We start from the raw sequence: 13,690 nt of genomic DNA, 5'->3' as shown, positions 1-13,690 counted from the left end.
CAACCAATTTCATTTTTGTTACTGTAAAATAATCGTTGAAAATTTTTTACAAATTAATTTACTGCGATAATGTAACTATCTGAGCTTATACATCGAATTTGTTAATTCTATATATTATTGCAGAAATCAATTCACTTTCATCAAAATATATAACTAATGAATAGCCTACGCTATCCTCTAATATCAATTCTCTATTCTTTTTATTTAAAGTATATTCAATATCCATATCTATTTTCGAAATTACATCTTGTATATTCTCTCCAACACTAATAAAATCATTTACTTTTATCCTTGGATCTACAGTCCATAGTCTATTTATAACCTTGCTAACTGGATCATAATGAAATTCTGTTTCTGCATTTTTATCCACATTAAAACTAGCTATATAAATATTTCTATATTCATAAATATATTTTAATATATAGTCATTCCCAAAAATATCAATTGCCTTAATAAAAGGATCACCTAAATGAATTCCAGAAAAATCCCATTCAGAAGTTTGTTCATAAAGCACCCTGTCAACTAATTTAATATTTGCATTTTTAATATATCCATACATATTTATGTCTAGAACTCTAATAAGCAACCAATTATCTCCTTCTGCATTCACTTCGCTTATAATTTCAAAAGTATCATTTGCACGAATCTTTGATATTACTGAACTCTTACTATTTGGTAATAACCTCACCACAGTATTTACTAATGATGCCCCGTAACCATGATATTTAGTTTTATCTAGAACATAGTACTTTATATTATCCTCTTTTATATTAGTTGGATTACTAGCTTTTTCATCTCTTATCTTTAATTCGTTTTTCAACTCGTCAATTTGAAGCAATAGCTGTTTTTTTTCTTTCTGTAAATCATTTAACTGCATTTCAATATCAGTAATAGATACTCTTTTGTTTGTATTTACTTCAATTAACAAAAATATCCCCAAAACTAAGATTAACACTATACTAACTATTTTATACTTCATTTTATTCATTCTCCCTAAATAGTTTTAAATTACATATCATTATTTATATCGAATCAACACTTAAAAATATTTAATGGGCTATCCTAAGACAGCCCATCGTGTAAACTTAATATGTTTTTAAATTACCTGTAATACAATCTATCTACTTTATCCCTATATCTTTTCTAAAATGCTTATTAGTAAAATCAACTTCTTCTACTGTCTTATAAGCAATATCTCTAGCTTCATCTATATCTTTACCGATAGCTGTCAATCCAAGTACTCTACCGCCATTAGTAATTATTTTATCATCAACTTTTTTAGTTCCTGCATGAAAAACGATTACATCATCTTTGTTTTTCTGTGCCTGTAGACCTTTTATCTCATATCCTTTTTCATATTTTACAGGATAACCTCCAGAAGCCAAAATTACACAAACAGCCGCTTTATCATCCCATTTTACATCTATCTCATTCAATTTTCCTTCAATAGCATATTCAAAAATATCCACCAAATCTGTTTGAAGTCTAGGCAATACAACTTGTGCTTCTGGATCACCAAATCTAGCATTATATTCAAGTAACTTAGGTCCTTTTTCTGTAAGCATCAACCCAAAGAACATTATCCCTGTGAAAGGTCTTCCTTCGCTTTTCATAGCCTTCAATGAAGGTTCATATATTGTTTCTATACATTCTTTATGTATCTCATCTGTATAATATTTACTTGGTGAAAAAGTTCCCATCCCACCAGTATTCAAGCCTTCATCTCCATCAAAGGCTCTCTTATGGTCCTGAGCACTAACCATTGGAATGATATTCTCTCCATCACAAAAAGATAAAACCGATACTTCTGGTCCAGTCAAGAATTCTTCTATGACAATCTTATCTCCAGCATCACCGAATTTCTTATCCACCATGATTGTATCCACTGCCTCTTGTGCCTCTTCATATGTAGAACATATCAAAACACCTTTTCCAAGAGCAAGTCCATCTGCTTTTATGACTATTGGATAATCACATTTTTTGATGTAATCATTTGCAGAATCCACATTATCTATAACAACATATCCTGCTGTAGGAATATTATATTTTTTCATAAGGTCTTTTGAAAATATTTTGCTTCCTTCTATAATAGCGGCATTTTGTTTTGGACCAAATATCTTAAGTCCTTTGTTTTCAAATGCATCTACAACTCCTAACATAAGAGGGTCATCCATACCAACTACTGTTAAATCTACTGGATTGCTCAGTGCAAAATCTAATAGTCCTTTGATGTTTGTTGCTGAGATATCTACACATTCCGCCAATTCTGAAATTCCTGCATTACCAGGCGCACAATAGATTTTATCCACTCTTTTACTCTGAGATAATTTCCATATAATAGCATGTTCTCTTCCGCCGCTACCAATTACAAGTATATTCATCTATTCCATCCCTTCTTATATATTATTCACCTATTATTACCTTATTACCTTGTACATTAATCTTACCTTGCGCATATAATTTTATAGCTTCTGGATATATTACCCATTCAGCTTCCTCCATTACTCTTCGCTGTAGAATCTCTGGTGTATCATCCGCTCTAACATCAACAGCTTTTTGTAATATGATAGGACCTGTATCAGTACCTTCATCAACAAAATGGACTGTAGCACCTGTTACCTTAATCCCACGATCAATTACCCCCTGATGCACTTTAAGTCCATAGTACCCATCACCACAGAATGATGGTATTAATGAAGGATGAATATTCATAATTTTATTAGGGAATGCTTTTACAAATTCCTCTGACAATACTACCAAGTAACCTGCAAGAACTATCAAATCAACATCTAGAGATAAAAAATGATCTCTAAGGGCAATACAAAATTCTTGTCTTGACCCATAGTCTCTTGGTTTAATGCACTTACCTGGAATATTATATTTTTTTATTCGTTCCAAAGCATATGCATTCTCTTTGTTGCTTACTACAGAAACTATTTCCGTATCAGATATACTACCATCCCTAATTCTATCAATTATAGCCTGTAAATTAGTTCCCCCGCCAGAAACAAGAATTCCTATTCTTAGCATATAATTACCCCTTTGTCACCTTTTTCAACCGAACCGATCACATAACCCTTTTCACCTATAGATTCCAAAATATCTATTGCTTTTTCTGCTTCATCTTTATTAAGGATAAGAACCATACCAATACCCATGTTAAAAGTATTATAGATACTTCTTTCTTCCATTTCACCTAGCTTCTGCATCAAGTTAAATATATTGTGAACAGGCCAAGTACCTTTATTTATCTTAGCACTATACCCATCTTTTAATGCTCTAGGAATATTTTCAATAAAACCTCCACCAGTAATATGACTGATTGATTTTATTGTTACTCTATCTTTTAATTCCCTGATTTGTTTTACATATATCTTAGTAGGCTTAATCAACTCTTCTCCTAGGGTACAGCCTAATTCTTCTACATATTCTTCCAACTTCTCCTTAGTAGGATTAAATAGTTTTCTAACAAGAGAATAACCGTTACTATGAATTCCTGATGACGGTAGACCTAGAAGTACATCTCCATCTTCAATCTTGGAACCATCAATAACCTTACTCTTATCAACGATACCAACAGCAAAACCAGCCATATCATATTCATTTTCAGGATAAAATCCTGGCATCTCAGCAGTTTCTCCACCAATAAGAGCCGCTCCGGATTGTCTACAGCCTTCAGCCACACCACTTACGATATCAGCTATCTTTTCTGGTATATTCTTGCCACAAGCTATATAATCCAAGAAGAAAAGTGGTTCCGCACCAGCACATATGATGTCGTTAACACACATGGCTACTAAGTCTATACCTACAGTGTTATGTTTATCCGTTAAAAATGCAACTTTCAATTTAGTTCCAACACCGTCTGTACCTGATACTAGAACAGGTTCTTCCATTTTATGTTTAGCTAATGAAAATAAACCTCCGAATCCCCCAAGGTCCGTTACAACACCTTCTGTAAAAGTGGTCTTGACATGTTTTTTCATTAATTCCACTGCTTTATATCCTGCTTCAACGTCTACTCCAGAAGCTTTATAATCCACTGCCATCATTTTTCCTCCTCATCATCAACATCCATTGGATATTTACCATTAAAGCATGCCATACAATAATCTCTTTTTCCGTCTTTACATGTACTAAGCAAACCTTCATTACTTATATATCCTAAACTATCTGCTCCAATCAAATCTTTTATTCCATCTATAGACATATTACCAGCTATCAGATTCTTCCTCTCAGGAGTATCAATTCCAAAATAACAAGAATGCTTAACTGGAGGTGAACTGATACGAACATGAACTTCTGTCGCTCCAGCCGCTTTTAATAGATTAACAATCTTCTTACTAGTCGTTCCTCTAACAAGAGAATCATCTATCATAACAACTCTTTTACCTTCAATCTGACTTCTTATAGGATTTAATTTCATGTGTACCCCTAATTCTCTCATCTCTTGACTTGGCTGAATGAATGTTCTTCCTACATATCTATTTTTCATGAATCCGCCAACATATTTAATTCCTGAAGCATGAGCAAAACCATGAGCCGCAGCAAGTCCAGAGTCAGGCACACCAACTACCACATCCGCATCTACTGGATGTTCTTTAGCTAATTCAATCCCTGCTTTGTATCTAGCACTATACACTTCTATACCATCCATAATACTATCTGGTCTTGCAAAATATATATATTCAAATATACAAGAAGCCGATTTCTTAGGAACTTCTGTTTGAATTGATTTTATTCCTTCATTATTAACTACAATCATCTCTCCTGGCTCTACATCCCTAATGAATTTTATACCAAGAGAATCAAAAGCACAGGATTCAGATGAGAACACATATGAATCTTCTTTCTTTCCAATAACAAGTGGTCTCATTCCCAATGGATCTCTTACAGCAATAAGTTTATTAGGAGTCATTATAAGCAATGAATAAGCTCCTTTTATAATAGTCATTACTTCTCTTAATGCATCTTCAATAGCACTATACTTGATTCGAATTCGAGATAATAACGCAGCTATCACTTCTGTATCCGATGTGGTTTGAAATATGGTCCCCTGTTCTTCTAACTCTTTTTTTATCTTACTAGCATTGGTTATGTTCCCATTGTGCGCAATAGCCATATGCCCCTTTGTGTACTTTATAACTAAAGGCTGTGCATTCTCTGCATAACTCTCACCAGTTGTTGAATATCTCACATGACCTATAGCCGAATGCCCTTTCAGATAGTCAAGAACTACATCATCAAATATCTCTGATACCATTCCCATTTCTTTTCTATACAAGATAGTCCCCTTATTATTAACCGCTATACCCGCACTTTCTTGACCTCTATGTTGAAGTGCAAAAAGTCCATAATAAGTTAGTCTCGAAGTATCAAATTCATTATTATTATAAACTCCAAACACACCACATTCTTCCTTTAATTTATCATCAAACATGATATCTCCCTTCCAATATTCGTTAAAATTTCCATTACTTAAAGTTTAATAACTAAATAACTGCACTAGCCTAGTAGATAATATATATATAAATAAACCGATTTTTAAATATTTAATGGAACGAACTTAGTTTTTCTTTAAATATTTACATGAGGTGTTTTGTATATATATTATCTACGGTAAATTGCTAATAATTTAGGAATCCCCTAAAGTTCTTTTCAATATTTCTTGATAAGCACCCTCTACATTACCAAGGTCTCTTCTAAAACGGTCTTTATCAAGTTTTTCTCCTGTAGTCTTATCCCAGTAACGACATGTATCTGGTGAAATCTCATCTGCTAAGATAACTGTTCCATCAGCAGTTCTACCAAATTCTAGTTTAAAATCAATTAGCTCTATATTAATTGAATCAAAATATTCTGAAAGTATCTCGTTAATTTTAAATGACATTTCAGAAATCTTATCGAGTTCTTCTTTCGTAGCTAATGAAAGAGCATATATATGGAAATCATTAACCATAGGATCACCAAGTTCATCCTTCTTATAACAATATTCAAGTACTGTTTTATCAAGCTTAGTACCTTCTTCAAGTCCTAATCTCTTACTTAAGCTTCCAGCTGCTATATTTCTGACAATAACCTCTAGAGGCACAATCTGTACTTTTTTAACTACTGTTTCACGATCATTTATCTCTTCTACAATATGAGTAGGTATACCCTTTTTCTCAAGTAATCCCATCAAGTAATTAGAAACTCTGTTATTAATGCTTCCTTTATCTTGTATTGAACCTTTTTTGACACCATTAAATGCTGTAGCATCATCTTTATAAGATACTATTAACATGTTCTCATCATCAGTTTTAAATACCTTTTTCGCTTTACCTTCATATAATAATTCTGTTTTCTTCATCTAATCATCCTCCTATTATAATTAATTCATGCTTTCTAAATATTTGTCGTACTTTATTTTTTCTAGCTTATTAGCTTTTTCTTTAACTGTCTCTCGCAGATTATTTTTATATTCTTCAACTTTCTTACTTATATCCTCATCAAATGTTCCTATTATTGATGAAGCCAATATCCCTGCATTTTTAGCTCCATTGATAGCTACTGTAGCTACAGGTATTCCCGGTGGCATCTGAACAATAGAATATAATGAATCAATACCATTCAATGTTCTAGTCTTAACAGGTACTCCAATAACTGGAAGTGTAGTAAGTGATGCAACCATACCTGGTAAATGTGCCGCTCCTCCTGCTCCTGCAATAATTACTTTTAATCCTTTTTCTTTAGCACTTTTTGCATATTCAAATAATCTTTCTGGAGTTCTATGAGCTGATACAACAGTCAACTCATAAGATATCTGAAATTCATCTAGTATCTTAGCCGCTTCTTGCATAACAGGTAGATCCGAGTCACTACCCATAATAATTCCAACCATAGGTTTCATAATATTAACCTCCTCATTATCCTTTTTGACTAATAACTCTTAGTCCTCTCTTAGCTTTTTCAGCTTTTTCTACTGCCTCATCAATTGTGTCAGCACACACTGTAATATGACCCATTTTTCTCTTAGGTCTTACTTCTTCTTTGCCATAGATATGAACTTTTGCGATTCCATCATTATAGACTTTATCTAAACCTTCATAATATGCTATTCCTGACTCACCATCTTCACCTAGTAGATTTCTCATTACTGTTGGACATCTAAGACTTACGTCTCCAAGTGGTAATCCTGTAATTGCTCTTATATGCTGCTCGAATTGTGATGTAAGACATCCTTCAATAGTATAATGTCCAGAATTATGTGGTCTTGGTGCTACTTCGTTTATTAATATATTATCATCTTTAGTAACAAACATCTCAACACAAAACATACCTACGCCAGAAAAAATCTCCATTACTCTATGGGCTAATTCCATTGCTTCTTCTGTACACTTCTTGGAAATGTCTGCTGGAACTCTTGTTTCATCTAATATACTGTCTACATGAATGTTTTCGCCTACTGGATATACTGTTATTTCTCCATTTATCCCTCTACAAGCAAGTACTGATATTTCTTTTTTTAAGTCAACAAATCTTTCCACCATCAAAGGAATCGTTCCGTTACCTAATTGCCTGTAGGATTCTTCTATTAATTTTTCGTTTTCTACAACATAGTTACCTTTACCATCGTAACCACCTGTACAAGTTTTTAACATCATCGGATAACCAAATTTTTGACCTGCGTTTATTAAATCTTCTGTGGACTGGACTAACATAAAATCTGGAACTGCTATATCATTTTTAAGAAGTGTGTATTTTTGATTATATTTGTTTTGAATTATTTCCAAGCTCTTTGCAGTAGGGTATATTGTATACCCTTCATCTTCTAATTTCTTTAAAATATCTACATTGATATGTTCGAATTCATATGTAATTACGTCAACTTTTTCCGCCATTGTTCGTATTGCCTTCTCATCATCGAAAGAAGCCAATATATGTTCATCAGATATACTATGTGATGGGCAAGACTCTGAAGGGTCTAATGTTATAACATAGAATCCCAACCGTTTAGCATCTAAAATCATCATCTTTCCCAATTGTCCTCCGCCAATAATCCCAATCTTTTTAGAAAGATTATTCATTACGAACAACTCCTTAATCATATTTGCATTTTAATAGGCTGTAAAATCATTTTACAAATAAAATTAGAATAAGTCAATAGATTTCCGAACATTTTTTGATTTTTTAATAAAAACATTCACTTTTGCCATTCAAAATTAAGTTCATAAAAAAATATAAAAAAAGACAAAAGTATAAACTCTTGTCTCTTAAATTTCGTTATTCCATTTCTAAAAACCATTTTATAACTTTTTTGCTTTCTTCAATTTTTAGAGTATTACTAACAACACCAATTACTATATCAGAATCTCCAACCATAACAGTTTTGATTTTTTCAATATCAGTTATATCAATTCCATAAATCTGCTCATTGGTATCCTCTTCACTTTTCCCTTTTAAAAGTCTATCAGTAAGCTTGCCAAGTTCATCTTCTGAAAATACTTGATCTAGAGGAAGCATGGAGCCTTGAAGCACTAAGGAATCAAACTGCTCTTTGTCCAGAATCAATACATCAAGTTCTCTAGCTGAGATATTAGCTATAAATTTGGTTTGTGTTGCCATTTGCATCTGAGGGTCTTTCATTCCGAAAATATAGGTATTGATGAACACTTTTTTATTACCCATTTCCTCAGTTACAATAATCGGGTTTAATTCTTTTTCTAATGGCTCTGTGTTATCTGCAAAAATACTGCTACCTACAAAATTGACACTTACTGCTGATTTTGGTGGTGGATTGAAAACCCATATATTCAGAAAGCTTCCAATAACAATTAAAACAAATATACCAGCAAAGATATGTAGCTTGTAATATTCCCAGATATATTCAACTTTTTCTTTCCTTGTTAATTCCTTGAATTTTGCTTTGTTTGATTTTTTCATCTACTTATCACCTTGTTTTATCTATTTTGCAAAATAATATATAAAGACTATTATATCATAATTTTAAGCTTCATCAAGGGCTTTATTTAATTCTTCTGTTCCTGCAAGAACAAATCTACCATCTTTTATCAATCCAATACGTTCATTATCTTTAGTAATTACATCAATTGACTTAAGCCCACTATATGGGATTGTAATGTCTGTATGCTTACCAGTATATGCTTCATCAATATTTGTTTTTCTAAGTATTGATTTTTCATTATCCCTTGCAATTATTTCTTTTCCATCTGAATTATATACAGGAGTATCCTCGCTCCATGCAAAACAAGTATCACCAATTGCAAAGTGAGGTCCTGTTTTTTCTGTTATCAATATTGGTAGCACATCATCAATATTATATTTATGTGCCATTACATATGCTGTAGTATTGGTACCTATAGCAAATTCTCCAAGTGGTAAAGTTTTGTTAGGGAAAATTAAGTTTTCATATACATATTTTTTATTTTCTTCGCTGTCATCAAAATTAGTACATGTATATGTGTCAACATATCCATCTTTGAAAGTTATTTCTAGGTTATTATATTTTAATCCATTAAGGAATACTTCTTCAACGAACAATGTACCATTAGTGCCTTGTAAAGTTGGTGATGTATATACTTCTCCTAGAGGAATGTTAACATCAGCTAAACAATTGTGGAAAAGTGATTCTTTTTCTGGATTCTTTATCTCATGTAATTTAACCATTATATCAGTTTTATTAGAACCTTTTCCTTGTACGTGAGCATATTCACCCTTATCTAATGCATCTATTAGTTTCTGTTGTATTTTTTCATATACATTCACATCAAGGGTGTTGACTTTTATAGTATAATCAAATATCTCTTCAAATTTATCTCCTATTTCAGGTACTGGATATGATACCATGGTAAAACTATAATTTTCGCCTGATAAATATTTACAAAGAAGTTGTTTTGCTTTCATTTGAAGATTTTTGTTAAGAACTGTTTGATTGTCATCTAGTTTAACACATTCTTTTTTTGTTTCTGGATAGAATGGCTTCTGTCCAAAACCTTCAAGCACAGCAGGTCCACCTTGAGCATGTAAATTAGCACCAAGTTCATTTATATGTTTTTCACATGCTTCCTGTTTAAGTTTTGCATATTCATCATCAAGGTATAATGCATAATCATATCTATGATCGTAAAAATATTGTTTGTTAGGCATAGTAGAATACATCTTAGTGAAAGCATAATTGTATTCAATATTAGTTATTGTTTCTATAGTAATGATAGGTCTTAGATTCAATTTATCAAAGTTAGCTATAACTTCTCTCATAACACGTTCAAAACCTATTTGATATCTTAAGCTGACTGCTGATTTAATGGTGATATCTTTGTTGTCGTTTATGAATCCTATACGATAACCTTCTGACATAATATCAGCCATGTATTTAATCTTTTCTTTTGGTATAGCATTAAGATATTCTGCTATCTTTATTTCATTGTATCCTATGTAATTTCCATATTTGAATAAATATCTAAGATCAGTCAGATCATCATTCTTAACCATATCAGCAAGATAAGATTTATTAGGATTACTCATCTCATCATAATATAGCTTAACTTCTTGATCTACATATTCTTTTGCATCAGCTAATATGAATTCTTTTAATTTGCAATATAAAATTTCTTGATTATCCATAATGTAATTATAGAATTGAATAAATAACTTATTAACCCTATACATCATAAAAATCTTATGCTGATAAGCTAATTGTACATTTTCATGTACTTTTGTGTATAGATAGGATAATGCCTGACCAATTTCATCACCAAATTGTGAAACAGCGTAACTTGGATTACCATAACAGGTATCATAATTATCATGTAACAAGTCTTTGAACATTTTTTCATTAAAGTCTTTTAATTGTTCAAAAGTATTGTTTTCAAAATATGCTTCATCTATCTCTTTTTCATGGTCAGCCATCATAATTATGAACCTGCCCAGTTCATTAAAATATTTTCCGTAACCATCCTTTTTCTCTGTACAATCAACAATAGAGTTAATCTTTACTATAGATTTTTCGTATGAATCTAAAATAGATTCATTTTCTTTCTTATAATATTCCTTGTAATCAAACATAATTTTTCTCCTTTTGAATTATATATTTCTATATTTATTATTATCTATATTTTGTATCATTAAGTAGTATTAACTTTTGTCTGTAATCAGCCCTTTTGCTCTAGCAATTTTCGTTGCTGTAAAAGACACTATAAATGCTATAATTATACTGAGCAATACATCTGTCGGATAATGCACTGATAAATAAACCCTTGATAAGGTTATAACAATAGCTAAAATAAGAATAGGTAAATATACCTTCCACTCTTTTACCAAGAAAACTACTATGAATGCTACAGAAAAACTACTTATTGCATGTCCCGAAGGCATTGAAAAACTATTTAATTTGTCAATGATAATATCTAAACCTAGTGCATCATATGGTCTAATCCTACCAATAGCATTTTTTAGTATCAGTTCACCTAAGATAGTATTAGTAATTAATACAGTTGCGGCTATTATACCGACAGTTCTATATTTTTTACTTGCTATAAGCAATATACATATTACTATCCAAACCAAACCAGCATTACCAATACGTGAAAAGAATACCATTATACTGTCCAGTACAGGTGTTCTTAGATGTTCAGATATATATAGTATAATATTTTGGTCAATTTGATTTATTGTACTAAATATTGTCATCACCTCTCTTTTAAGCTATTACCACAATTGTTACAGAATTTTGCATCATAATCATTCTCTTCATTACAATACCAGCAGACCTTATACTTGTTCAACTTAGCAGAACAATTTTTACAATATTTCGCATCATAATCATTTTTAGTTTGACATTCACTGCATATTATATACTTTTCGTTACTTCCTTCATCTGTATTTGATGTAAGTCCTTCTTTAACTGCTTTAGTTACTTCTCTTATACTATCTTTTGTTCCGCTAGCCATATAATTAATAGTATCTTTAGCTACTGGCGAAATCTCTCCAGCCGAATATCTTGCTACCTCTCCCATAAATGCAAATTTACACATAGCTCCACCGAATCCTATTAAGGGGATTCCAATAAAGCCACACCAAAATTTGGTAGGTGCATCAGGTGTATTATTAAATCCAAAAGAATTCATGGAACCCATAGAATTAAATGAACTAAAAAAATCCACGAGACAAATAACAAGAAATATTATGCCAATTCCAAGTACTAATGGTCCTAATACTTTTAATGTGTTTTTCTTACCTGTATGATTTTTGTCAATGCTATTGTTATTCATATATATCCTCCTCATATTAATATGCTTATATAATGAATCAAAAATATGCCTTCACTTAATTAAATTAACTAATCAGTAAATCAAGTAATATTTTTAAACATAAATATAAGAGTTAACCCCTTACCAGCTAACTCTTATATTATACCTTATATTCACTTTTTTTTCCAACTATTATATAGTACGAATTTGTACTTATTTTGTAATATTATCCACTTCTATATCTATATTATCCAATCCCTCTTTTTTATTAAACCCTCTTCTACTATATAGATGCTTGACACCTATTATTACTGCAAATATATAAAATCCACAACCTAATATTGTTTTAATATCCCATTCTCCTATGACGTTCTCTCCTCTCTCATTTCTTTTTGATATATTTTCTAGTATCTATTGCAACAGCAATAAGAATTATCATACCTTTCACCACATATTGAAGATATGGATCTACTCCAATATACGCTAGACCGAAGTTAATTACTTGGAATATAATAACCCCAGTTACAATTCCTGCTACTGAACCAACTCCACCCATAAGAGAAACACCACCAACAACACAGGCTGAAATAGCATCTAATTCATAGCCTAGACCAAGATTGTTGGTTGCTGAACCGGTACGTCCTAATTCAAGTAATCCAGCGGCTCCATATAATACTCCGGCAATTACATATATTATTAGAGTTGTCTTGACGATACTAACACCAGAAACTGCCGCAGCTTCTGCATTGCCTCCAACAGCAAACATGTTCTTTCCTATTCTGGTTTTATTCCATATAAACCATATGAATAAAATTGATATTAGGGCGAAAATCATCAGGAATGATATATAAAATTCATCTGAACCAAACTTAAGTTTTAATAGTTTACCTTGAGCAATATATTTGAAACCCTCATTCAAGCTTGTTATAGGGGAACCCCCTAAAGCATTATAATAACTTGAAGCTGCTCCATATAGAACTAATTGCATACCTAACGTAGCGATAAATGGTGTAATATGTAATTTAGCTGTCAACCAACCATTAATAAATGATGCAAAAGTTACCAATAGAATTATAAATAAAATTGATAATGCAATAAACCACCCTGATGTTGGCAGATTAGGAAATATCCTTCTAGAAAAACCAGGCGATTGCATCAAACTTGCTCCCACAACCCCTGCTAAGCCAACCATCCTACCAATAGATAAGTCTGTTCCAGCAAGTACAATTATACCTCCTACACCAAGAGCAAGCATGCATCTTGTTGAAGCCTGAGTTAATATTGTCGCCAGACTTCGCCATGATACTATAGATGAATCCTCTATTATAATTACTATAATCATGATAAGTAGTACAAAATATATTGCATATTTAAGAAGCAAGTCGCTTATCTTTTTTTTATCAAATGAAATCTTTCTGATTATCTTATCCATGTAATTTATC

At 31.8% G+C, this 13,690-nt stretch carries 13 protein-coding genes; all 13 read right to left on the bottom strand.

The features are described 5' to 3' along the window. Positions 1 to 85: 85 nt before the first annotated feature. Positions 86 to 979, bottom strand: a complete 894-nt coding sequence (locus tag HYG85_RS17120) for a hypothetical protein (RefSeq protein WP_212690677.1) — start codon at positions 977 to 979, stop codon at positions 86 to 88. Between the two features lie 142 nt (positions 980 to 1,121). Beyond that, positions 1,122 to 2,381 (bottom strand): phosphoribosylamine--glycine ligase, encoded by a 1,260-nt coding sequence (gene purD, locus HYG85_RS17115; RefSeq protein ID WP_212690676.1) that lies wholly within the window; start codon positions 2,379 to 2,381, stop codon positions 1,122 to 1,124. A gap of 22 nt (positions 2,382 to 2,403) precedes the next feature. After that, entirely contained in the window at positions 2,404 to 3,030 is a 627-nt protein-coding gene (gene purN, locus HYG85_RS17110; protein ID WP_212690675.1) for a phosphoribosylglycinamide formyltransferase, read from the bottom strand. Next, positions 3,024 to 4,043, bottom strand: a complete 1,020-nt coding sequence (purM, locus tag HYG85_RS17105) for a phosphoribosylformylglycinamidine cyclo-ligase (protein ID WP_334300190.1) — start codon at positions 4,041 to 4,043, stop codon at positions 3,024 to 3,026. The genes purN and purM overlap by 7 nt, the downstream gene beginning before the upstream one ends. 5 nt (positions 4,044 to 4,048) lie before the next feature. Further along, positions 4,049 to 5,440, bottom strand: a complete 1,392-nt coding sequence (purF, locus tag HYG85_RS17100; RefSeq protein ID WP_212690673.1) for an amidophosphoribosyltransferase — start codon at positions 5,438 to 5,440, stop codon at positions 4,049 to 4,051. A gap of 195 nt (positions 5,441 to 5,635) precedes the next feature. After that, positions 5,636 to 6,349 carry a phosphoribosylaminoimidazolesuccinocarboxamide synthase gene (gene purC / locus HYG85_RS17095; protein WP_212690672.1) on the bottom strand — a complete coding sequence of 238 codons (714 nt, stop codon included), beginning with the start codon at positions 6,347 to 6,349 and terminating at the stop codon, positions 5,636 to 5,638. A 21-nt stretch (positions 6,350 to 6,370) separates the two neighbouring features. After that, positions 6,371 to 6,889: a 5-(carboxyamino)imidazole ribonucleotide mutase gene (purE, locus tag HYG85_RS17090; RefSeq protein ID WP_212690671.1), complete on the bottom strand. Its 519-nt coding sequence runs from the start codon at positions 6,887 to 6,889 to the stop codon at positions 6,371 to 6,373. Positions 6,890 to 6,905: 16 nt separating this feature from the next. Beyond that, positions 6,906 to 8,066, bottom strand: coding sequence for a 5-(carboxyamino)imidazole ribonucleotide synthase (locus HYG85_RS17085; protein ID WP_212690670.1), 1,161 nt, complete (start codon positions 8,064 to 8,066; stop codon positions 6,906 to 6,908). A 196-nt stretch (positions 8,067 to 8,262) separates the two neighbouring features. Continuing rightward, complete coding sequence (locus HYG85_RS17080; RefSeq protein WP_212690669.1) at positions 8,263 to 8,922, bottom strand: hypothetical protein; 660 nt, start codon at positions 8,920 to 8,922, stop codon at positions 8,263 to 8,265. Between the two features lie 63 nt (positions 8,923 to 8,985). Continuing rightward, the gene (locus HYG85_RS17075) at positions 8,986 to 11,064 is read right to left on the bottom strand and encodes an aminopeptidase (protein WP_212690668.1); all 2,079 of its coding nucleotides are present in this window, start codon (positions 11,062 to 11,064) and stop codon (positions 8,986 to 8,988) included. A gap of 69 nt (positions 11,065 to 11,133) precedes the next feature. Then, the gene (locus HYG85_RS17070; RefSeq protein ID WP_212690667.1) at positions 11,134 to 11,688 is read right to left on the bottom strand and encodes a phosphatase PAP2 family protein; all 555 of its coding nucleotides are present in this window, start codon (positions 11,686 to 11,688) and stop codon (positions 11,134 to 11,136) included. Further along, a complete protein-coding gene (locus HYG85_RS17065; RefSeq protein WP_244971218.1) occupies positions 11,688 to 12,269 on the bottom strand; it encodes a zinc ribbon domain-containing protein in 582 nt (193 codons plus the stop codon). The genes HYG85_RS17070 and HYG85_RS17065 overlap by 1 nt, the downstream gene beginning before the upstream one ends. A 361-nt stretch (positions 12,270 to 12,630) precedes the next feature. Continuing rightward, on the bottom strand, positions 12,631 to 13,680 hold the full coding sequence (mglC, locus tag HYG85_RS17060; protein WP_113674245.1) for a galactose/methyl galactoside ABC transporter permease MglC: 1,050 nt from the start codon (positions 13,678 to 13,680) through the stop codon (positions 12,631 to 12,633). Between the last annotated feature and the right edge of the window lie 10 nt (positions 13,681 to 13,690).

Source organism: Vallitalea guaymasensis (assembly GCF_018141425.1).
GTDB lineage: Bacteria > Bacillota > Clostridia > Lachnospirales > Vallitaleaceae > Vallitalea > Vallitalea guaymasensis.
Note: the sequence above shows the minus strand (reverse complement) of the source record. Positions and strands in the feature narration are given on the sequence as shown.